This is a genomic window from Stenotrophomonas sp. YIM B06876, from assembly GCF_030711595.1.
Classification (GTDB): domain Bacteria; phylum Pseudomonadota; class Gammaproteobacteria; order Xanthomonadales; family Xanthomonadaceae; genus Stenotrophomonas.
Map to the genome: position 1 here is coordinate 1 of NZ_JAUJUJ010000030.1, position 24413 is coordinate 24413.

The 24413-nt window shown below is 66.7% G+C and carries 23 protein-coding genes and 1 pseudogene; 10 read left to right on the top strand and 14 right to left on the bottom strand.

Annotation, left to right across the window (positions count from 1 at the left end; all coding sequences use genetic code 11):
- From QZH66_RS11665 to QZH66_RS11680, 4 genes and pseudogenes are all read right to left on the bottom strand, one after another.
- Nucleotides 1-292: pseudogene (locus tag QZH66_RS11665) on the bottom strand (protein sip-5); the annotation flags it as partial.
- Nucleotides 289-765 (bottom strand): phage holin family protein, encoded by a 477-nt coding sequence (locus QZH66_RS11670; RefSeq protein WP_305806111.1) that lies wholly within the window; start codon nucleotides 763-765, stop codon nucleotides 289-291. The gene QZH66_RS11670 and the pseudogene QZH66_RS11665, both read right to left, overlap by 4 nt.
- Before the next feature lie 5 nt (nucleotides 766-770).
- The gene (locus QZH66_RS11675; protein WP_305806112.1) at nucleotides 771-1136 is read right to left on the bottom strand and encodes a hypothetical protein; all 366 of its coding nucleotides are present in this window, start codon (nucleotides 1134-1136) and stop codon (nucleotides 771-773) included.
- Nucleotides 1137-1239: 103 nt separating this feature from the next.
- Nucleotides 1240-2664, bottom strand: a complete 1425-nt coding sequence (locus QZH66_RS11680; RefSeq protein ID WP_305806113.1) for a Do family serine endopeptidase — start codon at nucleotides 2662-2664, stop codon at nucleotides 1240-1242.
- Between the two features lie 475 nt (nucleotides 2665-3139).
- Here QZH66_RS11680 and QZH66_RS11685 point away from each other — a divergent pair, with 475 nt between their 5' ends.
- From QZH66_RS11685 to QZH66_RS11700, 4 genes are all read left to right on the top strand, one after another.
- A complete protein-coding gene (locus tag QZH66_RS11685; protein ID WP_305806114.1) occupies nucleotides 3140-5293 on the top strand; it encodes an adenosylcobalamin-dependent ribonucleoside-diphosphate reductase in 2154 nt (717 codons plus the stop codon).
- A gap of 4 nt (nucleotides 5294-5297) precedes the next feature.
- Nucleotides 5298-6272, top strand: coding sequence for a histone (locus QZH66_RS11690; RefSeq protein ID WP_305806115.1), 975 nt, complete (start codon nucleotides 5298-5300; stop codon nucleotides 6270-6272).
- An 81-nt stretch (nucleotides 6273-6353) separates the two neighbouring features.
- Nucleotides 6354-7196 carry an NrdJb gene (locus tag QZH66_RS11695; protein WP_305806116.1) on the top strand — a complete coding sequence of 281 codons (843 nt, stop codon included), beginning with the start codon at nucleotides 6354-6356 and terminating at the stop codon, nucleotides 7194-7196.
- Nucleotides 7197-7998: 802 nt separating this feature from the next.
- Entirely contained in the window at nucleotides 7999-8502 is a 504-nt protein-coding gene (locus QZH66_RS11700) for a transposase (protein WP_345783845.1), read from the top strand.
- Nucleotides 8503-8780: 278 nt separating this feature from the next.
- On the opposite strand, the gene QZH66_RS11705 is transcribed toward QZH66_RS11700, so the two are convergent.
- Together QZH66_RS11705 and QZH66_RS11710 are read right to left on the bottom strand one after the other, a co-directional pair.
- Entirely contained in the window at nucleotides 8781-10190 is a 1410-nt protein-coding gene (locus QZH66_RS11705) for a solute carrier family 23 protein (protein WP_305806117.1), read from the bottom strand.
- A gap of 704 nt (nucleotides 10191-10894) precedes the next feature.
- Entirely contained in the window at nucleotides 10895-13276 is a 2382-nt protein-coding gene (locus QZH66_RS11710) for a membrane-bound PQQ-dependent dehydrogenase, glucose/quinate/shikimate family (protein WP_305806118.1), read from the bottom strand.
- Nucleotides 13277-13506: 230 nt separating this feature from the next.
- Between QZH66_RS11710 and QZH66_RS11715 the strand changes: the two genes are divergently transcribed.
- Together QZH66_RS11715 and QZH66_RS11720 are read left to right on the top strand one after the other, a co-directional pair.
- Complete coding sequence (locus QZH66_RS11715; protein ID WP_305806140.1) at nucleotides 13507-14130, top strand: DNA-3-methyladenine glycosylase; 624 nt, start codon at nucleotides 13507-13509, stop codon at nucleotides 14128-14130.
- Nucleotides 14131-14327: 197 nt separating this feature from the next.
- On the top strand, nucleotides 14328-14486 hold the full coding sequence (locus tag QZH66_RS11720; RefSeq protein WP_305806119.1) for a hypothetical protein: 159 nt from the start codon (nucleotides 14328-14330) through the stop codon (nucleotides 14484-14486).
- Nucleotides 14487-14613: 127 nt separating this feature from the next.
- On the opposite strand, the gene QZH66_RS11725 is transcribed toward QZH66_RS11720, so the two are convergent.
- From QZH66_RS11725 to QZH66_RS11740, 4 genes are all read right to left on the bottom strand, one after another.
- Entirely contained in the window at nucleotides 14614-15072 is a 459-nt protein-coding gene (locus QZH66_RS11725) for an EF-hand domain-containing protein (protein ID WP_305806120.1), read from the bottom strand.
- Nucleotides 15073-15278: 206 nt separating this feature from the next.
- Complete coding sequence (locus tag QZH66_RS11730) at nucleotides 15279-15638, bottom strand: DUF1428 domain-containing protein (protein WP_305806121.1); 360 nt, start codon at nucleotides 15636-15638, stop codon at nucleotides 15279-15281.
- A 393-nt stretch (nucleotides 15639-16031) separates the two neighbouring features.
- Nucleotides 16032-16421, bottom strand: a complete 390-nt coding sequence (locus QZH66_RS11735) for a DUF6165 family protein (protein ID WP_305806122.1) — start codon at nucleotides 16419-16421, stop codon at nucleotides 16032-16034.
- A gap of 249 nt (nucleotides 16422-16670) precedes the next feature.
- Nucleotides 16671-16871, bottom strand: a complete 201-nt coding sequence (locus tag QZH66_RS11740; RefSeq protein ID WP_305806123.1) for a heavy-metal-associated domain-containing protein — start codon at nucleotides 16869-16871, stop codon at nucleotides 16671-16673.
- A gap of 163 nt (nucleotides 16872-17034) precedes the next feature.
- Between QZH66_RS11740 and QZH66_RS11745 the strand changes: the two genes are divergently transcribed.
- The 3 genes from QZH66_RS11745 (at nucleotide 17035) to QZH66_RS11755 (ending at nucleotide 20813) form a co-directional block, all read left to right on the top strand.
- A complete protein-coding gene (locus QZH66_RS11745) occupies nucleotides 17035-19530 on the top strand; it encodes a heavy metal translocating P-type ATPase (protein ID WP_305806124.1) in 2496 nt (831 codons plus the stop codon).
- A gap of 40 nt (nucleotides 19531-19570) precedes the next feature.
- On the top strand, nucleotides 19571-20032 hold the full coding sequence (gene cueR, locus QZH66_RS11750) for a Cu(I)-responsive transcriptional regulator (protein WP_305806125.1): 462 nt from the start codon (nucleotides 19571-19573) through the stop codon (nucleotides 20030-20032).
- A gap of 208 nt (nucleotides 20033-20240) precedes the next feature.
- A complete protein-coding gene (locus QZH66_RS11755; protein ID WP_305806126.1) occupies nucleotides 20241-20813 on the top strand; it encodes an Ax21 family protein in 573 nt (190 codons plus the stop codon).
- Nucleotides 20814-20941: 128 nt separating this feature from the next.
- Here QZH66_RS11755 and QZH66_RS11760 read toward each other — a convergent pair whose 3' ends face one another.
- Nucleotides 20942-21415, bottom strand: a complete 474-nt coding sequence (locus QZH66_RS11760; RefSeq protein WP_305806127.1) for a DUF1456 family protein — start codon at nucleotides 21413-21415, stop codon at nucleotides 20942-20944.
- Between the two features lie 163 nt (nucleotides 21416-21578).
- On the opposite strand from QZH66_RS11760, the gene QZH66_RS11765 reads away from it, so the two are divergent.
- Nucleotides 21579-21902 (top strand): DUF6122 family protein, encoded by a 324-nt coding sequence (locus tag QZH66_RS11765; RefSeq protein WP_305806128.1) that lies wholly within the window; start codon nucleotides 21579-21581, stop codon nucleotides 21900-21902.
- 49 nt (nucleotides 21903-21951) lie between these two features.
- On the opposite strand, the gene QZH66_RS11770 is transcribed toward QZH66_RS11765, so the two are convergent.
- From QZH66_RS11770 to QZH66_RS11780, 3 genes are all read right to left on the bottom strand, one after another.
- On the bottom strand, nucleotides 21952-22398 hold the full coding sequence (locus QZH66_RS11770) for a hypothetical protein (RefSeq protein ID WP_305806129.1): 447 nt from the start codon (nucleotides 22396-22398) through the stop codon (nucleotides 21952-21954).
- A gap of 106 nt (nucleotides 22399-22504) precedes the next feature.
- Entirely contained in the window at nucleotides 22505-23716 is a 1212-nt protein-coding gene (locus tag QZH66_RS11775) for an FAD-dependent oxidoreductase (protein WP_305806130.1), read from the bottom strand.
- An 88-nt stretch (nucleotides 23717-23804) separates the two neighbouring features.
- The gene (locus tag QZH66_RS11780) at nucleotides 23805-24299 is read right to left on the bottom strand and encodes a lipocalin family protein (RefSeq protein WP_305806131.1); all 495 of its coding nucleotides are present in this window, start codon (nucleotides 24297-24299) and stop codon (nucleotides 23805-23807) included.
- Nucleotides 24300-24413: the final 114 nt, after the last annotated feature.

Sequence of the window (24413 nt, forward strand, 5' to 3'; positions counted from 1 at the left end):
CGGCGCTGTCGGCGGCGGCCTGCTGCGCGGCGAACGAGGCCTGCGCGGCGGCGATCAGGTTGGACACCGAACCGATCATCTGCAGCCAGCGCGCCCCGGTGAACTTCCCCTTGGGTTCCATCCTGCCGGCGACGAAACCGCCAGCCAGGCCCACGGTGATGATGCGCAGCGGGGTCCAGCCGTCGCGCCACACCTGGCGCAGCCTGTTCCAGCGCTGCGCGGTGTCGCCGGTGCGCACCGCCACCACCCGCTCGGCGCGCTTCACCCGTTGCCGCAGGGCTTCGAAATTCATGGGTTTTCTCCCGGAACCTGCACGTGCGCGTCGGGATCTTCGCCGTCGGTTTCATCGAACAGGCCCAGCCGCGACAGCTGGCGGCGGGTGGCGTGCATGCCGGTGTGGCGGAAGAAGAACGACACCCGCCACGCGGCGTAACCGGTCACTGCCAAGCTGATCAGCGAGGTGATCAGCAGGGCGAGCAGCCACGACAGTCCCAACGCGTGCAGCAGCGCGATCAGCGTGGCGGCCAGCAGCAACCACGCCGAGGCGCCAAACACGATCGCCACCCCGCTCCACGCCAGGGCGCGGCCGAAGGCGCTGCGCGCCAGCGCGAACTCCATCGACGCCAACCGCCGCAGCGAACGCAGCGTGTGCTTGGCCGATTCGACGGTTTCGCGGCTGGCATGGCCGAACTGGCGGATGCTTTCATCAAGACCCGGCGCGGCGGCCGGATCCTGGTCGCCCGGCGTGGGTGCGGAATCGCTCACGCCGCTTACGGGTTGCTGCTGCTGCGGCCCAGCTTGGCAATCATCCAGCCGGCTGCAAAGGCGATGCCGAACGAGGCCAGCGGCCGCTCACGGATCAGTTCGGCGGCGCTGTCGATCAGGTCCTTGCCCTTGTCCATCAGTGCGTCGACCTGTTCCTTGGCCGCGGCGCCACCCAGCTCGGCGGCGGCCAGGCCTTCCAGTGCGCTGTCGGACAGCTCGGCCTTGAGGTTGGCCCGGCCCAGGCGAAGCTCATCACCGGCGGCACCGGCCGCGCCCTTGACCGCATCGCCAGCGGCGACGGCCGCCGACTTCAGATGTGCACCGGCCTCGCCCAGATGTTCCTTCATGTTCTCGGTATTGGTGGGGGTCATCACTATCTCCAGATCAATGTAGGTGCCCAGGTGGGCAACAGAATGCAACGGGCCACAGCAATAACAGCTGGCGGGTGTAAGCGGTGTTAGGAGCTCGCCGGCATCATCGCATCACCAGGTCACCTTGCACCTGGCCACGCAGGATGCGCAGCACCAGCTGCGGCGGCCGCTTGTCGAAACTGGCGCGCCAGCTGGCGAGGTCGGCGAATTCGCCGCTGCTCGCGGCCAAAATCACATCGCCCCGGGCCAGGCCCGATTGTGCGGCGCGGCTGCCGCGGGTCACGTCGCTCACCAGTACGCCGTTGATGTCGGCCTGGCGCAGCGACTCGGGCAGATCGATGAAGGTGGCGCCGCCCAGGCGCGGGTCCAGGGTGTCGCCGCTGATCGCCCGCGGCTGCTCCTTCAGTGCCGCCTTGACCTGCACCGGCTTGCCGTCGCGGCGCAGCTCCAGTGCCAGCGTGCTGCCGACCGCGCGCAGACCTTCGATGTTGTGCAGCGCCTGGCTGCTGTCCACGCGCTGGCCATCGACCGCCACGATCACATCGCCGGGCTTCACTCCGGCGGCCGCGGCGCTGGAGCCGGGCAGCACCCGCGTCACCAGCGCGCCACGTGCTTCCTGCAGGCCCAGCCCCTGCGCGATCTGCGCGGTCAGGTTCTGGCTCTCCACGCCGAGCGTGCCGCGCACCACCACGCCGTGCTTGATCAGCTGCTCGACCACGTTGCGCGCCAGGTTCGATGGAATCGCCAGGCCCAGGCCGATGTTGCCGGCCATGCTGCCCTGTGGATTGAAACTGGCGGTATTGATGCCGACCAGCTGGCCGGCCAGGTTGACCAGCGCACCCCCGGAGTTGCCCGGGTTGATCGAGGCGTCGGTCTGGATGAAGTTCTGGTAGCCCAGCCCGCGGATGCCGCTGCGGCCCACCGCCGACACGATCCCCGAGGTCACGGTCTGGCTGAAGCCGAACGGGTTGCCGATCGCCACCACGAAATCGCCCACCCGCAGCTGGTCACTGTTGCCCAGCGGAATGGCGGTGAGCTTGTCGGCCGGAATGCGGATCAGCGCGATGTCGGTATCGGCATCGGAGCCGAGGAACTCGGCCTTCACCGTGCGTCCGTCGGCCAGCGTCACCTGCACGTCGTCGGCGTTCTCGATCACATGGTGGTTGGTCAGTACGTAGCCCTTGGCCGCATCGATGATCACCCCCGAGCCGAGCGACTCGTTGATCCGCTCCTGCGGCACCTGCGGGAACAGGCGGCGGAAGAACGGGTCGTCGAAATACGGGTTGCGCACCCGCACCACCTGTTTGGTGTTGACGCTGACCACCGCCGGCATCGCCAGTTCCAGCATCGGCGCCAGCGACGGCAAGGGCTGCCCGCCCGCGGCGGCCGGCAGTGAGGCGATGGTGGGCAGCGTCGCGCTCGGCATCGCCTGGGCACGGTTGTCCAGGTGGGCGTTGATCGCGGTGGCGGTGAAACCGCCAAACGCGGCGGCCAGGGCGAGGGTGAGCAGGGTGGGCAGCGGTCGCATGGTCCGGCAGTTCCGTACGGGGGGCGCGCCCGCGGGCGGCGCCAGGGTGGGGCAGGGGTTGCTGAACGCGAGTGTGGCCGGCCACGGCTAAATCGACAATGAAACCGCATCCGGTCCGGACCTTGGGCCGCAACCCCAATGGCCGCAAGCGTTACCGGAAAAGCAAGAGGCACGCGGCAGATTTTCCGTTTGACATGGGCTTGGAGCGGGGTAAGCTTGGGTCCTCGCCGGCACAAGATGTAGCGTCGCCGCGAATGACATCCCCAAGCAGTAGGGTTTCTACTTGGGGTGCAGGCACCCACAGGAAGGCGTGCAATGACAGCTGAAGTGATGCAGGCAGTCGGAACTTTCCAGGCTCTTTCCATCCCGCCATCGGGCGCGTAACCACGCGCCTGATGCATTGCTGTCGTTGTCGCCCGGTCCGCGGGAACAGTGTGAACGCACCGCAAGGTGCCCAAGGAGACAATCCACAATCATGAGTACGGTGCGCCTGGAAGTGGTCAGCAACGAAGCCAAGTCGGACCTGATCCCGATGCAGCCTGCCTCGCAGGACATCTGGGACAAGAAGTACCGGCTCAGAACCAAACAGGGTGAGGCGCTGGATGCCGATATCGACGGCACCTACCTGCGCGTGGCCCGTGCCCTGGCCGATGCCGAGGCCACCGACGAAAAGCGTGCCTACTGGTACGAGCGCTTTGCGTGGGCGCTGCGCCGCGGCGCGATTCCCGCCGGCCGCATCACCTCCAATGCCGGCGCGCAGGAGCACAAGCCGGCCACCAGCACGATCAACTGCACCGTGTCGGGCACCATCACCGACTCGATGGACGGCATCCTGGAAAAGGTCCACGAAGCGGGCCTGACGCTGAAGGCCGGCTGCGGCATCGGCTACGAGTTCAGCACCCTGCGTCCGCGCGGTGCGTTCGTGGCCGGCGCCGGCGCCTACACCTCCGGGCCGATGTCGTTCATGGATATCTACGACAAGATGTGCTTCACCGTGTCCTCGGCCGGTGGCCGTCGCGGCGCGCAGATGGGCACCTTCGATGTCTCCCATCCGGACGTGAAGGACTTCATCCGCGCCAAGCGCGAAGACGGCCGCCTGCGCCAGTTCAACCTGTCGCTGCTGATCACCGACGGCTTCATGGACGCGGTCAAGCACGACCACGACTGGCCGCTGGTGTTCCCGGTCAACCGCAAGGAAGAGGCCGACATCGATCTGGCCGACCCCGCGCAGGTGGTGTGGCGCGAGTGGCCCACGCACACCAACTACATCGTGCGCGACGACGGCCTGGTGGCCTGCAAGGTCTACGGCCACATCCGTGCCCGGCACCTGTGGGACATGATCATGGTCTCCACCTATGACTACGCCGAGCCGGGCTTCATCCTGATCGACCGCGTCAACGAGATGAACAACAACTGGTGGTGCGAGAACATCCGCGCCACCAACCCGTGTGGCGAACAGCCGCTGCCGGCCTACGGCGCCTGCCTGCTGGGGTCGATCAACCTGACCAAGTTCGTCAGCGACCCGTTCACCGACAGGGCCCGCTTCGACTGGGACGAGTACAAGGAAGTGGTGCGCGTGTTCACCCGCATGCTCGACAACGTGGTCGAAGTGAACGGCCTGCCGCTGGAGCAGCAGCGCAACGAGATCATGCGCAAGCGTCGCCACGGCATGGGCTTCCTCGGCCTGGGCTCCACCCTGACCATGCTGCAGATGAAATACGGCTCGCCCGAGTCGTGCGAGTTCACCGAGGCCATCGCCCGTGACATGGCCGTGGCCGGTTGGGAATCGGGTCTGGAGCTGGCCAGGGAAAAGGGCGCCGCCCCGATCATGGACGAGCAGTTCGAAGTCACCGCCGCGATGCTGCGCCTGCGCCCGGAGATGGCCAGGGACGGCTGGAAGCTGGGCAAGAAGATTCCCGGGCGCGTGCTGCACGCCCGGTACAGCCGCTACATGCAGCGCATCGCCGAAGTGGCGCCGGAGCTGGTGGAAGAGCTGGCCAAGACCGGCGCGCGTTTCACCCACCACAGCTCGATCGCCCCCACCGGCACCATTTCGCTGTCGCTGGCCAACAACGCCTCCAACGGCATCGAGCCCAGCTTCGCGCACCATTACAGCCGCAACGTGATCCGCGAAGGCAAGAAGTCCAAGGAAAAGGTGGACGTGTTCTCCTTCGAGCTGCTGGCCTACCGCCACCTGGTCAACGCCAAGGCGATGCCGTTTGCCGAAGAGGCCGATGCACAGCTGCCGGACTACTTCATCAGCGCCGACGACATCTCGCCCAAGGAGCACGTGGACGTGCAGGCCGCCGCGCAGAAGTGGGTGGACAGCTCGATCTCCAAGACCGCCAACGTGCCCACCGACTACCCGTACGAGCAGTTCAAGGACATCTACCGCTACGCCCACGAAAAGGGCCTGAAGGGCTGCACCACCTTCCGCTTCAACCCCGCCGCCTTCCAGGGCGTGCTGGTCAAGGAAGCGGACCTGGAGAACACCACCTACCGCTTCGAGCTGGAAGACGGCTCCACGGTCGAGGTCAAGGGCAACGAGCAGGTCGAGTACGACGGCGAAATGCACACCGCCGCCAACCTGTTCGACGCGCTCAAGGAAGGCTATTACGGCAAGTTCTGAGCCGGTGTCCGGGCCGCCGGCCGGCTCGCCCGGTCAGCGGCGCGGGCCGCCGGTTGCCGGCTGTTTGTTCCACGTTGCATCGCATCGATATAGCATCGCCAAGGTTCCAAACCTGACGCCCCGGGAGGGCATTATGAGCAATGGAAATGGTGTGACGGCGGCCGCTTCGCTGGTTGCCGAAAACGTGAAAGAAGCGGCTGCCAACCTCGGCGACTCGCTCGCCGCTACCGCCAGTGAAACCGTTGCCGCCGTCCAGCAGCGCGCCCGCAGGGCCGCCAGCAGCGTCAGCAAGCAGGTGGCCAAGGTGAAGAAGGTCGCGCGCAAGGCCGAGAAGGCCGTGGAGAAGAAGGCGGCCACGGTCGCCAAATCGGTCAAGAAGACCGTCTCCAGCACCCGCCAGAAACTGGAAACCGCCAAGGCCAATGCCCAGGCCGAAGCGTCGGCGCTGAAGAAGCAGGGCGCCGGCAAGAAAGTGGCCGCCCGCAAAGCACTGAAGGCCGCCAGCACGACTGCCGCCAAAAACACCGTCGCCAAGAAGACCGCCGCCAGCAAAACAGTGAAGACGACCGGGAAGAAGGTCGCCAAGGCCATGGTCAAAAAAGCCGCCGTGGCCAAAAAAGCGGTGAAAAAGGCGGGCAAGGACGTCGCCAAAAAGGCCGCCACTGCCAGCAAATCCGTCGCCAAGAAGGTAGCCGCGACCAGGAAGACCGTGGCCAAGAAGGTAGCCGCGACCAGGAAGACCGTGGCCAAGAAGGCGGCGGTCGCCAGCAAGACGGTTGCCGGGAAAGTCGGCGCGGCCAGGAACAGCGCCAGCAAGACCACGAAGGTAGCTGCGCGCAAGGCCACGGCGGTCAAGAAGAGCGTGGCCAAAAAAGCGGCTCCGGCCAGGAACGCCGCCGGCAGCAAAGTGGCTGCCGCGCGCAAGACCGTAAGCAGGACCGCCAGGCCGGCAGCCGCCAAAAAGACCGCCCGCCCGTAACACGCACTGCGCGTCCGGCCCTTCGCACAGGGCCGGACGCGGCATCACCCACGCACGCAATCGCAAACCAGGACACGCATCATGGCCGTCAAGATCGACAAGAAAATCAAGGGTTACGCCGTCATCACCGCCGAGGAGAAGGCCCGCGAGGCCGCCGTGGCCGCGGCCCCGGTTGCGTCGATCGAGCGCGCCATCGCCGAGGCGCCGGTCGACAACATCGTGCAGATGCACGAGCGCATCGAGCGCCCGGACGTGCTGATCGGCAGCACCTTCAAGATCAAATCGCCGCTGGTGGAGCACGCCTTCTATGTGACCATCAACGACATCGTGCTCAACGCCGGTTCCGAGCACGAGCAGCGCCGTCCGTTCGAGATCTTCATCAACTCCAAGTCGATGGAGCATTTCCAATGGATCGTGGCGCTCACCCGCATCATGTCCGCGGTGTTCCGCAAGGGCGGCGATGTCACCTTCATCGTCGATGAGATGAAGGCCGTGTTCGACCCCAAGGGCGGTTACTTCAAGGCCGGTGGCGTGTACATGCCGTCGCTGGTGGCCGAGCTGGGCTACATCGTCGAAGAGCACATGAAGTCGATCGGGCTGCTGCACGATCCGGAAATGAGCGTGCACCAGAAGGCGCTGATTGCCGAGAAGCGCAAGCAGTACGAAGACCGCTCAAAAAAAAACGCTGACGTAAGCGGCAGGAAGCCTTCTCCCGTCTCGGGAGACGGTGCCCACAGGGCGGATGAGGGTGCTTCGATCATTGCCGACAGCACCGCCGATCACGAGGAAGAGCTGATGGTCACCGGCGAAGGCGCCAGCTTCCCGCCCAGCGCCAGCATGTGCCACAAGTGCAGCACCAAGGCGCTGGTGATCATGGATGGCTGTGCGACCTGCTTGAATTGCGGTTATAGCAAGTGCGGATGATGGGCTGACAAGCAGAGCTTGAAAGTGGGGTCAGGTGCTTAATTGAACCTGACCCCATTTTTTTCCCCATTTTTTTGGAGCACGGAGCGGCCCGGGATAGTGCGATACAGCGCGTAGCCCGGGTAAGCGGCGCGCCCCCGGGTGGATTCCCGATGGCAACGTGCGGCTTTCCCGGGTGCGGCCACGGCCGTACCCGGGCTACGGTGGGTCACATGATGGACCCCGGAATCGCCTGGGACGGTGCGGTACAGCGCGTAGCCCGGGTAAGCGTCGCGCACCCGGGTGGATTCCCGATGGCAACTTGCGGCTTTCCCGGGTGCGGCCACGGCCTTACCCGGGCTACGGTGGGTCACATGATGGAACCCGGAATAGCCTGGGACGGTGCGGTACAGCGCGTAGCCCGGGTAAGCGGCGCGCACCCGGGTGGTTCCCCGATGGCAACTTGGGGCTTTCCCGGGTGCGGCCCGGGCCTTACCCGGGCTACGGTGGGTCACATGATGGAGCACGGAATAGCCCGGGACGGTGCGATACAGCGCGTAGCCCGGGTAAGCGTCGCGCACCCGGGTGGAGTCCCGATGGCAACTTGCGGCTTTCCCGGGTGCGGCCCGGGCCTTACCCGGGCTACGGTGGGTCCCATGATGGAGCACGGAATAGCCCGGGACGGAGCGATACAGCGCGGAGCCCGGGTAAGCGTCGCGCACCCGGGTGGATTCCCGATGGCAACTTGCGGCTTTCCCGGGTGCGGCCCGGGCCTTACCCGGGCTACGGTAGGTCGCGTGATTGGGACACGGAGCAACTCGGGATGGTGCGATACCGGCGCAACCGGATTGCGGGCGGCACCTATTTCTTTACGGTGAGTCTCCGCGATCGGCGCGACGACGCATTGGTACGGCATATCGATCTTCTGCGGGCATCCTGGCAGAAGGCACGTTCGCGCATTCCACACACCGTTGTGGCTGCTGTTGTGCTTCCCGACCACTTGCACGCCGTCGTTCGCATGCCCGAGACCGACGCGGACTATTCGCGGCTCTGGCAAGAAATAAAGAAGGGCTTTACCCGGCGATTGCAGAATGCGGGGCCGTCACCGTGGCAGTCGCGCTTCTGGGAACACACGATCCGCGATGACGATGATTTGCGCGCACACGTGGACTACGTGCATTTCAATCCGGTGAAGCATGGGCTGGTCGCGCGCGTGGCTGATTGGCCGTACTCCTCGTTCCACCGCTACGTGCGTGAGGGCGAGTTGCCGGCGGATTGGGGCATTGCCGCCACCATATCGCCGATGCACGTCAGTGAGTGCACGTAGCGCCAGGTAACGAAGCACACCCGGAGCTTTCCCGCGATGCGACGGTGCGAAGCATTCCCGGGTGCGGCCGTTGGCCTCACCCGGGCTACGGTGGGTCGCGTGATGGCACGGAGTCAGAACAGCGCGTAGCCCGGGTAAGCGGCGCGCACCCGGGGCTTTCTCGCGGATGCGACGGTGCGGCCTCCGGCCTTGCCCGGGCTACGGTGGCGTGTGAGTTTGACCAGACACCCGGAAGCGAGCTCGGTCCATGCGCTGCGTTCCGTGGTGCAGTGCCGGCATCACTGGGGTTTGCCGCGACTGAGCAACGCGTACAGGCCGATCGCGCCGAAGGTGGCGCAGCCGATGCCGCCAAGGGCGAATTCACCGAACTTCAAGGTGAACTCGCCCGTGCCGAGGATCAGGGTGATGGCCGCCACGATGAGATTGCGGGTGTCGGAAAAATCCACCTTGTTGTCGACCCAGATCTTGGCGCCGGCGATGGCGATCAGACCGAACACCACGATCGAAACGCCGCCCATCACCGGCAACGGGATGGCCTGGATCAGGGCGCCGAACTTCGGCGAGAACCCCAGCAGGATGGCCAGAATGGCCGCGCAGAAAAATACCGCGGTGGAGTAGATGCGGGTGGCCGCCATCACGCCGATGTTCTCGGCGTAGGTGGTCACGCCGGTGCCGCCAGCGGCGCCGGAGACCAGGGTCGCCACCCCGTCACCGATGAAGGCACGGCCCATGTACCGGTCCAGATTCCTGCCGGTCATCGCGGTCACGGCCTTGATGTGGCCCAGGTTCTCGGCCACCAGGATGATCACCACCGGCACGATCAGCAGCATGGCGTGGCGGTTGAAAGCCGGCACATGCAGGGTTGGCAAGCCCAACCACGCGGCGGCGGCAATGCCGCCCACGTCGACCGGTTTGCCCAGGCCCANCACCACCGGCACGATCAGCAGCATGGCGTGGCGGTTGAAAGCCGGCACATGCAGGGTTGGCAAGCCCAACCACGCGGCGGCGGCAATGCCGCCCACGTCGACCGGTTTGCCCAGGCCCAGGCCGTTGGTCAGCACCGCGTAGATGATGCTGGCCACGATCAGGCCGACCAGGATCAGCAAGCGCTGCAGCATCCCTTTGCTGAACACCGCCACCAGCGCGACCGACAGGAACGTGACCGCCTGCATCCATGCGTCGAAGTTGTTGGCGGTCATGGTCTTGATCGGAATCGCCGCCAGGTTCAGGCCAATCACCGCCACCACGGCACCGGTGACCACCGGCGGCATGAAGCGCTCGATCCATGCCGTGCCAATGGCGTGTACCAGCACGCCAATCGCGGTGTAGACCAGGCCGCAGGCGATGATGCCGCCCAGCGCCAGCCCGATGTTGGCATTGGCGCCCTGGCTGGCGACGTAGCCGGTGGCCACGTTCACCACACCGATGAAGGCAAACGACGAGCCCAGGTAACTGGGCACCTTGCCGCCGGTGATGAGGAAGAAGATCAGCGTGCCGATGCCACTCATCAGCACGGCCAGGTTGGGGTCGAACCCCATCAGGATCGGCGCAAGTACCGTCGAGCCGAACATGGCGATCACGTGCTGGACGCCCATCAGTCCCGTTTGGCCCCAGGGCAGGCGCTCGTCTGGCCCGATCACGCCGCCGCTTTGTAGTGCGGCGGGGGACTTTTCGGTCCACGAGAACATGCCCATCTTGTTTGCATCCGGAGAAGTGCTGGGCTGATTGTAGAGGCCGGGCCTGCGCACGGAAATCGGAAGAGCAACGTCGCGTTCCGGAATATCCGCCTGATCAGGAAGAGCGAAGGTCAGGTTCACTTGCCGGTCTTCAGAAAAAACAGAAAAGCGCGGGCCAGAGTCAATTATTCGCTCTGGCCCTTTTGCTTGGGAAATGGATCGAGGTCAACAGCGTCCGTCTGCCGCGCAGCCGGGTAATTTTTGTCTTGGCAAAAGTCACCAAAACCGCTGGCGCCGACGCGGGCCGATGCGATGGGGCCGCATCGGTTCCCGGTGCTTCCCGCCGGGCGTGGCACGGCGCCCAAACTCGCTGCGCTCAGACAAGGGCGCCTCTTCGGCTACGTCCGGCTGCGATGCCCGGCCCGCTTTGAAGGCGCTGAAGGCCAAAAGCTGCAAGCCACAGCCACAGCCACAGCCACAGCACTACACGACCAAGGAAAGGTAGGCCAGGTTGGCATCACCAACCCAGCAATAGCGTGACCAGACAAAAGCAAGAGCGGAGCCGGATTTGGGCGGAGTGGACTGCCCCGGGGTTTGGTGGATGCGACAGCTAAAACGCCGCGCCGATCCTCGTTGACGGCGGCCCTTGGCCAGCGCGGCTGCGATGGGGTTTCTCGCGGGCCTGCGACCGCGGACCAACCACGGCGGGTGCTCCGCTATTTCTTCAGCTTGTACGCCAGCACATAGTCACCGGGCCTGGTGCCGGTGGAGCCGTGCCCGCCGGCCACCAGCAGCACCATCTGTTCGCCGGCGCTGTTGAGGTAGGTCATCGGCGTGGCCTGGCCGCCGGCGGGAATGCGCACATCCCACAACACCTTGCCGCTGGCCAGGTCGTAGGCGCGGAAGTTTTCATCCACGGCCGCACTCAGGAAGGCGACACCGCCACCGGTGAGCAGCGGGCCGCCAATCCCGGGCACGCCCAGGCGAAGCGGCACGGGCAGCGGTGACAGGTCGCGGATGGTGCCGTTGCGGTACTGGTAGGCGATCTTGCCGGTGCGCAGGTCGGCGGCGGCGATGGTGCCCCAGGGCGGCGACTGGCATGGCACGCCCAAGGGCGACATGAAAGGCCGCATGTCCACCGCGTAGTCGGCGCCCTGGTTCTCGTTGAGGCCATGTTCGCCGGTGTTCAGTTCGCGGCTGGCGAGCTGCTCCTTGGGAACGAGGGTGGAGACGAATGCCAGGTAGGTAGGCATGCCGAACATCACCTGCCGCTGCGGATCCACCGCGATGCTGCCCCAGTTGAACACGCCGAAGTTGCCGGGATAGATCAGCGAACCCTGCAGCGATGGCGGCGTGTAGCGGCCTTCGTAGCGCAGTTTGCGGAACTGGATGCGACACAGCATCTGGTCGACCAGGCTGGCCCCCCACATGTCGGCTTCGCGCAGCGCGGGCGGCTCGAAACTCAGGGCGGAGTACGGCTGGCGGGGCGCCACGCGTTGGCCCGGTATGTCGGTACCCTGCGGCGCGGCGCGCTCCTGGACTGGCAGCACGGCGCGTCCATCGCGCCGATCCAGCACATACACATCGCCCTGCTTGGTCGGCACCACGATGGCCGGGGTACGGCCCTGTTGCAGGTCCAGGTTGACCAGCACCGGCTGTGCCGGCGAGTCCATATCCCACAGGTCGTGGTGGACGAACTGGTGCACCCAGCGCACCTGCCCGGTGGCCAGATCCAGGGCGACCACGGAACTGGCGTACTGCTCTTCGGCGGGGGTGCGGAACATCCCCAGCTGGTCCGGCGTGCGGTTGCCCATCGGGAAGTAGGCCAGGCCGAGCGCTTCGTCGGCGCTGGCGACCGACCAGCTGTTGGGTGAGCTGGCGGTATAGGTCTGCGCCGGGTCGGCCGGGTCCAGCGGCGCGGTCTGGTCGGGATTGCCCGAGTCCCAGTTCCACAGCAACTGGCCGCTGTGCACGTCATAGGCGCGGATCACGCCGGAGGGCGAATTGACCGCGTAGTTGTCGTTCACCGCACCGGCCACGATCACCTTGCCGCCGGCCACCAGCGGCGGCGAGGTCGAGTAGTAATAGCCGGCCTGCTTGAACGGCATGTTGTGCAGCAGGTCCAGCACGCCCTGGTTGGCGAAATCGGTGCAGTGCGCCCCGGTCTGCGCATCCAGCGCATGCAGCTTGGCATCGGCGCTGGGCAGGAACACGCGCGCCGTGCAGGCGTGTGCGGGTGGAGTGGTGGCCACGGGTGCTGTGGTGACCGCCGCCGCTTCCGGGGCCGTGGCGGGCACCGGATCGGCGAAGTAGGACAGGCCGCGACAGGTCTGGTGCTGCCGTTGCGGCTCCATGCCGGCGGCCGGATCGAAACGCCAGCGGACCTTGCCGGTGTCGGCATCGAGCGCCATCGCCCAGCTGTGGGGAGTGCACAGATACAGCGTGTTGCCGATCTTCAGCGGGGTCGCTTCGTAGGTGGTCTCGCCCACGTCGGCCGGCAGGCGCACATCGCCGGTCCGGGTCTGCCAGGCCAGCTGCAGCGTGCCGGCGTTTCCGGGCGTGATCTGGGCCAGCGGCGAATAGCGTTGGCCATAGTCACTGCGCCCGTAGGCCCTCCATTCGCCCGCCGGCAGGGTGCCGTCGCCCAGCGCCGGATCGGCATTGACCACGGTCATCGGCAAGCTGCCGTGGATCTCGTGCGGGTGGCGGGGAATACCGGCCAAGGCCACGACCGCCAGCAGCAGCGACGTGACCAGCGCCGGCCAGCCAGCCGGCCCGACATAGCCGCCGGGGGTGGAACGCCTGGCCGCGCGGGTGGCCAGCACCAGGCCGATCAGCACCGGCAGACCCAGCCGCGTGGCCAGCGGCCACCAGTACAGACCGACTTCCCACAATGACCAGCCCAGCAACACCAGCAGCCACGCGGCGTAGAGCCAGCTGGCCCAGCGGCGGTGCTTCCACAGCCCCCAGGACACCGCCAGCAGCAGCACCCCGCTGAGCAGGTAGAACGCGCTGCCGTGCAGGGCCAGCAGCCATCCGCCGCCAAGGGCCAGGGTCAGACCCAGCAGCACGATCAGGCAGAGTGTCAGTACGCGCATGGAGCACCTCGGCTGGCCAATATTGCGGCAATGATGCAGGGGGGCATGTTTTCACCGTGTCATAACGGAAAAGCCGGGGTCGGCCGGATTGTTCGATCCGGCCCGCGCTGCCGCGGCCCGCGCCGGCGCCGGCGCCGAATGCGCGTTTCGGAACTGCTCACAGGTCGCACCGGGCCGACCGGTGTATGTTCTGGAGCGGATCGAAACCGGGGTGCAACGTGCTCGAATCAATGGATGCGCAGTGGACGGTGCTGCCCCGCGCGTTCTACCGGCGGCATCCGACCCGGGTGGCGCCGGAACTGTTGAACAAGATCCTGGTGCGGGCCGATGGCCGTGCCGGGCGCATCGTGGAGGTGGAAGCCTACGCCGGCCGCGACGATCCGGCCGCTCATTCGTTCAATGGCCAGACCGCGCGCAATGCCACCATGTTTGGCGAACCCGGGCATCTGTATGTGTATTTCACCTATGGCATGCACTGGGGCAGCAATGCGGTGTGCGGTGAGGTGGGTGAGGGCGTGGGGGTGCTGTTGCGCGCCATCGAACCGCTGCGCGGCGTGGAGGCGATGCGCGCTGCGCGGCCCAAGGCCAGGCGTGACCGCGATCTGGGCAGTGGCCCCGGCAAACTGTCGCAGGCGTTGGGCATCACCGGCGAGCTGGACGGTGCCGACCTGGTGCTTGGCGATCGCGGCATCGCGATTGTGTCCGACGGCACCTTGCCACCGGCCGCGCCGGTGATTGGCCCGCGGATCGGCATCAGCCGCGCGGTGGAGTTTCCGTGGCGCTGGCACGTGCCCGACCACGCCCATGTCTCGGTGCGTACACCCGCCAAGCCACGCGTGCGCGCGAAAAAGTAGGGGCCGGGGCCCTTCCGGTGGGCGTGGCGGCAAGGCGCTCGCCTGAAACGCAGGCGGTGGCTTCTATCGACGATCCCCGATATTGCCGGCGCCGCAATCCAGCGATATTGGCGGGCGGGGGCACAGCAGCGGCCGGCTTGAATTGCGCCGTCAGCTCCCCAATATTTGCGCTCTTACAGAAAAGAACGAGGTGGCTTATGGAAGCCAGCACCACTGGGCGGGTCCAGTGCATGAAATGCAATACGGTGTACGAACCTGCGATCAAGGTACTGGAGCGTGTCTGCCCGCAGTGCCTGTCGATCAAGACCATCCCTTTCGACGCGGCCCGGCAGGGTGCCGCCGAAACCACGGTTTGAACACTGGATATCCGCGGATGACCAAGGCCAGGTGAGAAACCTGGCCTTTTTCATGGGCGCGATATCCGCCCGGAAAAGGGATCAACCCAAGTTCGCCGGTTTATCGCGGCCTGCCTCCGGTGGGCGATCAGTTGTGCTCCATCATCATCGACTTCTTCGCCACGTCCTGCTCGGCTGGACTCAGCGTGCCGTTCTTGTCGGTGTCCAGCTTGTCGAACATCCGCTTCATGCCGGCACGGTATTCGGCTTCGGACAGCTTGCCGTCGCCATTGCTGTCCATGTCCTTGATCACCTCCGCCGAGGAGCGTTCGTGCTTCATCTTCTTGCCGTCTTTGTGCATGGCCATGCGTGACTGGTCCATCTCCGCGGCGGTGACAAACCCGTCATGGTTGGCGTCCATTTTTTCGAAGCGTTTCTTCGCATACGCATCGTGCTCGGCCGCGGTCATCGGCGTTTTTTGATGATGTTCCATCGCCGTTTGCTTGGCCTGGTGCTCCATCGCCATGTCCTTGTCCTGGGCGAAGGCGGCAGCCGACAGCAACAGTGCGCCGGTGATGACCAGCGATTGGGCGTACAGACGTTTCATATCGAGTTCTCCATCAGAACGGGACCGGCATACGCCGGGGAAGGTGCGCCCACGCTGCGCGCTGGCGGGTTCGGTCTGGGTGAATTGGTGCATCGCAGGAGCCGCGTGCAACACCGTTGTGCCGCGTTGCAGAGGGCGACATCAACGTGAAATCGCGCACCCGCCGGCCGTAACCGGCCTGCGCGGGATGGCCGGTACGCGCGCGATCACCGATGCAGTTCCAGCACGGGATTGAAGCCGCCGTAGACCAGGCGCTTGCCGTCGAACGGCATCGGCATTTTTTCCGGATCCATGCGTGGGTCTTCCATCATTTTTTTCATGCCGGCATCGCGGGTGGCCTTGTCCGGCCATTCGATCCACGAGAACACCACGGTCTCATCGTCCTTGGCCTGTACCGCGCGGAAAAAATCGGTCTGCTTGCCATGGGGTACGTCCTCGCCCCAGCACTCCACGATCCGCAGCGCGCCATGTTCCATGCAGATCGCATCGGTGACCCGCGCATGGGCGAGGAAGGCGTCTTTGCTGGCGGTGGGAACGGCGAGAATGAAGCCGTCGATATAGGACATGGAAAACCTCTGCGCGATGCGATGGCGGTCCGGATTGGACGCCTTCGGATCAACGGGAAAACGCGCGTGGACAGGTCGGGCGACCGCCTGCGCGGGCGGGCCGGGCGGGAGCTATCCGTTTCCTCCACCGCACGCACTGTTCGCACGCGCCGACCGAGCCCGCGGCAGCCTGTGGACCGGTCCGGTGGCGCAGGAGCGCTGCCAGCCGCTCCGGGTCGGGAGTGGAACCCCGCGCCTGGCGGCAGTGGGCCAGGCGGAGCGGGCAGGCCTCGGCGGAGGCGCGCAAACGCAGCAACGGGGCCCGGGGCGCGGGCGCAGATCGTGTTCCGGCCCCGTACACGGATCCGCCACGGCGCCGGCCCGCCCGCGTGTGGTCGCAGCGGGGCGGACGGACTACTCGCCCTGGTACTGTTTTTCCTCGACCAGCGCCGAGCCGGCGAGGCGGTTGATGGCGTTCTTCACCGCCACCCGTTCGCCGTTGGTGCCGTACACGCCGCGGGCCAGCGCGATGAAGGCGGCATCGAAGCTCTGCGCCGCTTCCATCGCCCGCAGCTGGTCCTGGATGTCCCACATGCGCTCGTTGATCGCCCGGAGCTGGTCCTTGAGCGCGGCCAGCGCCGGGCGCGCCGCCTGCTGCTGCAGCCACAGCGGCCACAGGCCGTCCAGCTCGGTGCGCACATTGGCGAGCTTGGCGGGATCGCCGATGCGCTCGGCCTTGATTTCCAGGATGGTGATCTTGTCGATCAGCTCACCGATCGATACCGGGGTCAGGATCGTTTGCACGCAGGTCTGGCCAGTCATGGGGGACGAGCATGATACCGCCGGTGGCCCATGGCCCATGGCCCCGGGTCGGCGTCGGCAAGGGTGGCGGCGGGTGGCCGGGCATCCTGCCGGCCGCTGCCGCGCCGGATACCCGCACGGCCGTGGATGCGCCAGCCCGGGCAGCGACCGCAGGTTCCCGATCCGCGGCGAGGTGGCCGGTGGAGTGTGCGGTGTGGCGCCGGAGGGCCGGGGCGGTGCCGGCTGTCCGGGTCAGGCGGCTTGCAGCACGGCGGCGAAGCCGGCTTCGGCCAGTGCACTGGTGAAGGCCGGTGCCGGCTGGGCGGAGTTCACGGTCACGGTCCGGGTCGGCAGGTCGATCTGGACCGTGGCGGCCGCATCCACCTGCTTGACGGTGGCGGTCACACTGCGGGCGCAGCCGCCGCAGGTCATGCTTTCGATATGGAATTCCATGTTCAACCTCGAGTGTGGGGCAGGGCGTTGCCGCCGCTGGCGACTGTGAACCCTGCCAGCGTGGGAAGGTCAAGCCGGTGCACCCGGACCGCCTCCCTGCTTGACCCTCCCATCATGGGAAGGTCTATCGTGAGCTGCAACCACAGCAACCGAAGGTGTGCAGATGAACACGAACCCGCGTTCCGGCCCGCAGGGCGCTCCGCCGCGGACCCGGAGCCTGTCCATCGACGGCATGACCTGCGCCTCGTGCGTCGGGCGGGTGGAGCGCACGCTGGCGGCGGTGCCGGGCGTGACCCGCGCGGCGGTGAACCTGGCCACCGGGCGGGCGACGGTGGACAGCGACGGCAGCGTGACGCGTGCGATGTTGATGGCCGCGATCGAGCGCGCCGGCTACACGGTGGTGCCGGAGGCGCCGCTGGCGCTGGAAATCGAGGGCATGACCTGTGCCTCGTGCGTGGGCCGGGTGGAAAAGGCCCTCAAGGCGGTACCGGGCGTGAGCTCGGCTGTCGTGAATCTGGCTACCGGGCGCGCACAGGTCCACGGCGCGGGGCTGGATGTGGCTGCCCTGGTCGCTGCGGTGGAAGGCGCCGGTTATGCCGCTGCGGCCATCGATACGACGACCGCGCAGGAGGATGGCAGCGCCGGGCGCCGCGACGCCGAGCTGGCCGCGCTGAAGCGCGACCTGGTTATCGCGGTGGCGTTGACGCTGCCGGTGTTCGTGCTGGAAATGGGCGGGCATCTGCTGCCGGCGTTCCACGACTTCATCGCCCACACGCTTGGCATGCAGCGCAGCTGGTGGCTGCAGTTCGCGCTGACCACGCTGGTGCTGATCCTCCCCGGCCGCCGCTTCTACGCGGCCGGTCTTCCGGCCCTGCTGCGCGGTGCTCCGGACATGAACTCGCTGGTGGCGGTGGGCACGCTGGCCGCCTATGGCTTCTCGCTGGTGGCCACGTTCGCCCCGCGGCTGCTGCCGGCCGGTACCGTGCATGTCTATTACGAGGCGGCCGCGGTCATCGTCAGCCTGATCCTGCTGGGGCGGATGTTCGAGGCCAAGGCCAAGGGCCGCACGTCCGAGGCGATCAGGCGGCTGGTGAAGCTGCAGCCCGGGACCGCGCGGGTCCGTCGGCAGGACGGCGTGGTGGAAACGCCGGTCAGCCGCATCGTGCCCGGCGATGTCATCGAGATCCGTCCCGGCGAACGCATCGCGGTCGACGGCGAGGTGGTCGATGGCGAGAGTTTTGTCGACGAATCGATGATCAGCGGCGAGCCGGTGCCGGTGGCCAAGACGGCCGGCAGCCCGGTGGTCGGCGGCACCGTGAACCAGACCGGTGCGCTGGGGATCCGCGCCACCGCGGTGGGCGCGGCCACGGTGCTGGCGCAGATCATCCGGCTGGTGGAACAGGCGCAGGGCGCCAAGTTGCCGGTCCAGGCGCGGGTGGACCGCATCACGCTGTGGTTCGTGCCGGCGGTGATGGCGCTGGCACTGCTGACCTTCGGCATCTGGCTGTGGTTCGGCCCCGATCCGGCGCTCACCTTCGGCTTGGTCAACGCGGTGGCGGTGCTGATCATCGCCTGTCCCTGCGCGATGGGCCTGGCCACGCCGACCTCGATCATGGTCGGCACCGGCCGCGGCGCCGAGCTGGGGGTGCTGTTCCGCAAGGGCGAAGCACTGCAGCTGCTCAAGCAGGCGCAGGTGGTGGCGGCGGACAAGACCGGCACGCTGACCGAGGGCCGGCCGACCCTGACCGACCTGCAGGTGGCCGCCGGCTTCGAACGCGATCGGGTGCTGGCGCTGGTCGCCGCGGTCGAGGCCAAGTCCGAACATCCGATCGCACGGGCGATCGTCCTCGCCGCGCAACAGGATGGCCTCGCATTGCCGGCGATTTCCGCATTCGAATCGGTCACCGGCTACGGCGTGCGCGCGCAGGTCGACGGCGTGCGCGTGGAGATCGGCGCCGACCGGTTCATGCACACGCTCGGACTGGAGGTGGCGGCGTTTGCCGCCATTGCCACGCGCCTCGGCGATGAAGGCAAGAGCCCGTTGTACGCCGCCATCGACGGCCGCCTGGCGGCGGTCATCGCCGTGTCCGACCCGATCAAGTCCAGCTCCCCGGGCGCGATCCGCGCGCTGCATGCGCTGGGACTGAAGGTGGCGATGATCACCGGCGACAACCGCCGCACCGGTGAGGCGATCGCCCGCCAGCTCGGCATCGACGAGGTGATTGCCGAAGTGCTGCCGCAGGGCAAGGTCGAGGCGGTGCAGCGGTTGCAGCGCGCGCACGGCCGGGTGGCCTATGTCGGTGACGGCATCAACGATGCACCGGCGCTGGCCCAGGCCGATGTCGGGCTGGCGATCGGTACCGGCACCGACGTGGCGATCGAGGCGGCCGACGTGGTGTTGATGTCCGGCAACCTGCAGGGCGTGCCCACCGCCATTGCGCTGAGCAAGGCGACGATGGGCAATATCGGCCAGAACCTGTTCTGGGCGTTCGCCTACAACACGGCGTTGATTCCGGTCGCCGCCGGTGTGCTGTATCCGCTGTGGGGCGTGCTGCTGTCGCCGGTGTTCGCCGCCGGCGCGATGGCGATGTCGTCGCTGTTCGTGCTCGGCAACGCGCTGCGGCTGAAGCGCTTCGCACCGCCACTGGCAACCCGGTGAGGTGCGCGTGCACACTGGAAATCCGGTGCGGGGAGACGTCATGAATATCGGCCAGGCCGCTGCCGCCACCGGCATCTCGGCCAAGATGATCCGTTACTACGAGCAGACCGGTCTGATCGGGCCGGTAGCGCGCAGCGACGCCGGCTATCGCCTCTACAGCGAGCGCGATATCCATACGCTGGGTTTCATCAAACGCTCGCGCGATCTGGGCTTCAGCGTCGAGCGCATCGCCGGATTGCTGCAGCTCTGGCACGACCGCTCGCGCCACAGCGCTGACGTCAAGGCAATGGCGCTGGAGCACATCGCGCTGCTCAACCAGCGCATCGCCGAACTGCAGGACATGGTGGCCACGGTGCAGACGCTGGCCGCTGGCTGCGCGGGCGACTCACGTCCGGATTGCCCGATCCTGAGGGAGATCGAACGTGGCGCGGCGCACCCCGCCGCCATCACCGCGCCGAAGTTCGGCCCGACCCGCACCGGGCCACGGTCTGGCAAACGCTGAACGTGTGCCAGCGCGGTGCCGGCTGAATACAGGGTGGGCGGCCGCCATCGCCCGCGTGCCTGAAAGCGCCTGAATAACAGCCTAAAACGGGCGTTCATCGCCCACCGGGCTTCAGGGTGAGTTGAGGTGGATAACGGATAATTTACATCCGGACGCAGCGGGCAGTGATTGCCCTCGGCGCCACCAAAACAAAAACACAGGTGTACCCATGAAGACTTCTTTGATTGCCCTTGCCCTGGTTGCCGCTCTTCCGTTCAGCGCCGTCGCTGCTGAAGGCCTGTCCTACAACTACGCCGAAGCCGACTACGCCAGGACCGATGTCGACGCGGGCAAGGCCGACGGTTGGGGCGTAAAGGGTTCCTACGGCGTGCTGCCCAACGTGCATGTCTTCGGTGAGTACAACCAGCAGAAGACCGACGTGGGCAACTTCAAGATCGACCAGTGGCGCGTGGGCGCCGGCTACCACCACGAGATCGGCAGCAGCACCGACTTCGTCGGCACCGTGGCCTACAACAAGTACGACCCGAAGCATGGCCTGGACTTCAACGGCTACAGCGCCGAAGCCGGCATCCGCACCGCATTCGGCCAGCATGTCGAGGTCTATGGCATGGCCGGCTATGAGGACTACAGCAAGAAGCACGGCATCAACCCGGAAGGCCAGTTCTACGGCCGCCTCGGTGGCCAGGTGAAGCTGAACCAGAATTGGGGCGTCAATGGCGACCTGAAGATGGATCGCCACGGCAACAAGGAATGGACGGTCGGCCCGCGCTTCAGCTGGTAAGCCGCCTTACCGTTTTACCGCGACGGGTGTGCTTTGTCGCAGTGGGAGCCTGGCTGGTGCCAGGCTCCTTTTTTTGTTTCGACGCCGCCACACTGCCGCCGGGCGCCGGGTAGACGGGTAGACGGCACTCAGGCATTGCCGCGCAGGCGCAGGGTCAGGCCCTTGAGGAAGTTGCGCAGCAGCTGGTCGCCGCAGTCGCGGTAGTGCTTGTGGTCCGGCTGGCGGAACAGCGCCGACAGTTCCGGCTTGGATACCGGAAATCCGGCGCTGGCGAAGATCTCGTGCATGTCCACGTCCTTGAGCTGGAACGCCACGCGCAGCTTCTTCAACACCACGTTGTTGGTGACGCGGCGTTCCACCGGGCGGGCCGGCATCGATTCGTCGCGGCCACGGAAGTGGAAGATCAGGCCGTCGAGGAAATGCGCCATCACCGCGTCCGGGCATTCGAGGAACAGCGGATCTTCGTCCTTGCGCAGGAAATCGTGCACCTGGGCGGCGTCCACGTCGAAAGAGGGATCGGCCAGATGCACGGTATCCACCACCCTGCTGTCGCTGAGGTCGAGCATGTAGCGGATGCTGCGCAGTACGTCGTTGTTGATCATTGCCACTCCGGAAACAGCCCGGCAGAACCGCCTGGCGGGCGCCTATTCTAGCGCCGGGGCCGGTGGCTGCCGTCTAGAATGTCCCGGGTTGTGGCGTGGAAGACGGGGCGATGGGGATCATGGGCGAAACGGTGGCGGCGGGCATGTGCGGTGGCTGGCGGCGATGAGCCTGCGTGCGGTGGTCCACCTGCTGCTGCACGCGGCCATTCCGGCGCTGCTGGCCTGGCTGTTCTGGCGGCCGCAGTTCGCCCGGGCCTGGCTGCTGCTGTTGCTGGGCTGGGTGATCGACCTGGACCATCTGCTGGCGGATCCGGTCTACGCGCCGGACCGCTGCAGCATCGGCTTCCATCCCCTGCATACCGCCCCGGCGGTCGCGCTGTATGCCGGGCTGACCGTGCCGCGGCGCACCCGCCTGTTCGGGATCGGCCTGCTGTTGCATGTCGCGCTGGATGCGGTCGATTGCCTGTGGATGCGCTGCAGCGCATGAGCGCCCACCGTAGCGACACAGCGCCGCCGCCTCGGCGCGGGCAGCGCGGTTACCAGCCCGGATAGGGCATCGGCCCGTAACCGCGGCCGTAGCCGAAATAGCCCGGGCCTTCACTCTTCATGACATTGATGTTGACGTCCACGCGCCGGGTTTCACCCTCGTCGTTGGTGTAGTTCTTGCCGAGGTTGAGGCTGGCGCCGGTCCAGTGGCTGTTGCCCAGCTGCCTGGAGTACCCGATGCCGGTGGTGATGCTGCCATGCACCTGCAACGTGTCGTCCATCACCTGGGCCTGGGCGTTGCCCTTGTCGAGGCCGCGCCCGCTGTGGTCGCCGTAGAACGCGCCTGGCGCGTCGGACTGGTAACCCGGATCCCCCAAGTAGCGGAGCGGCGGTTGCGGAACACGCAGGTCCAGCACGCCCGGTGCGGTGCCGCCGCTTTGCGCCATGGCGGCGGCCGGCGCCAGCAGGCAGGCGAGGATCAGGGGGATTCGGGTCATGGCACTACCGCTCCAGGCACGCGCTGCGCCGTGATGGCGCCGCTGGATCACACGCTACCAGCCAGGGCTTGAATAATGCCTGTCGCGGCCAGCACGCGCTATCGCCTCAGCCGGCGCGCCGGAACGAGAACAGTTGGGCCAGGGGATGCGGCCGCTTCTCGATGCCGGCACGGATCAGGCCGGCGCCGAGCATCGAGTAGGTGATGCCATTGCCGCCGTACGCCATGGCGAAATGCAGGCGCGGGCCGTATTGCGGATGTGGACCGAAGAACGGCAGGCCATCGGCGGTTTCGGCGAAGGTGCCGCCCCAGCTGAAGGCGACAACCGGTTCCAGCTGCGGGAACAGGCCCGTCAGTTTCTTCAGCAGCTTGCCGGCCTTGCGTTCGACCCGGGCATCGCGGCGGGCGGGAAGGTCGATCGAATCGTCATCTCCGCCGACCAGCAGCCGGCCATCGCCGCTGCTGCGCAGATACAGATAGGGCCGCGCCGATTCCCAGAGCATGGTGTTGCCCAACCGGCCCAGCTGCGCCTCGGACATTGGATCGGTGATGAAGGCGTAACTGCTGCGATTGCGCGCCACCGGTTGCCTGAGCCACTGCTGGCTGGCGTAGCCGGCGGCCATGACCAGGTGGTTGGCGCGGATGCGGTGGCCATCGGCAGTGGTGGCCAGCACGCGGCGTTGGGTGGCCTGGAGATGTTCGATGCGGGTGCGGTCGAACACCGCGGCGCCGTGCTTTTCCAGCCGTGCCAGCAGGCGGTACGCCAGCCGGTAGGGATCCACCCGTGCCGCCAACCGGCTCAGGATCGCCGCCGGCGCGCTGAAGCCGAAGCCGTCCTGGATATCGGCCGGCTCCAGCCACTGCACATCGAAACCATGGCGCCGGCGCAGCGCGAACTCCGCGGCCAGGGCGCGGCGATGGCCGCGCTTGCTGGCGTAGTACAGGCTGTGCATCGGCGCGAAGTCGACATCGCGCAGTGGCTTGCACAACGCCTGCAACATCGGGATCGCCTCGGCGCAGGCGCGGTACGCCAGCAGCGCGTTCTGTTCCCCGTACTGCCTGGCCAGATCGACCATGTGGGTGTCGATTTCGTACTGCAGCAACGCGGTACTGGCGGCGCTGCTGCCCCAGCCCACGTCGCGTTGTTCCACCACCACCACCTGATGGCCATGCCGGCCCAGTTCGTCGGCGATCAGCGCGCCGGTGATGCCGCCGCCCACGACCAATACGTCGCAGCGCAGATCCTGCTCCAGCCGCGGAAACGCATGCATCAATCCGTTCTTTATCGCCCAGTACGGGTAGCCGCTTTTCAGATCCATGCCAGCCTCGGCCCGCCGCCGACGGCAGGCGCCGGCAGGGGTTGCGGGAAGTGGGTGTTGTGCGCCGCCAGCGGCGCGGGAAAACGACTCAGGCGGTGGAGTGGCCGGTGTGCGGGGTATGGATCAGGCGGTCGACCGCGAACCCGAGCTGCGCGGCGTAGGCGATGTAGTGCTGGCGGGTAGCTGGATCCATCTGCGGCTGGCGTGAGAGCAACCACAGGTATTTGCGGTCCGGGCTGCCGACCAGCGCACAGGTATAGGCCTCGTCGATCTTGAGAATCCAGTAGTCGCCCTTGGTGAACGGGATCCAGCGCAGGCCTTCGGGCAGGAACGTCACTTCCAGCTTGCTGTTGGTGCTGTCCACCGCCGTGGCCTGGCCGATGGATTCCTCCATCCCGCCGTTGTCGATGCAGCGGTTCTGGACCCGGATCGAGCCATCCGGGTTGAGCGAATAGTGGGCGCTGATGTCGGTTGCCGCCTCCGGTTCGTGGCGCATCGGCAGGCGGTCGATTTCATACCAGGTGCCGAGATACCGCGGCAGGTCGATCGAGGCAACGGTGGTCAGCGGCGAAGTGGCGCTCATGACGTTTCCGGCAAGGGGTGGCCGTGCAGCTATAGCCGAGCGGCAGTGAACCCGTCGTCGATATTCGCCAGCGCCACCCGCAACCGGCGCCGATGGGGGCAACCTGTGCAACGC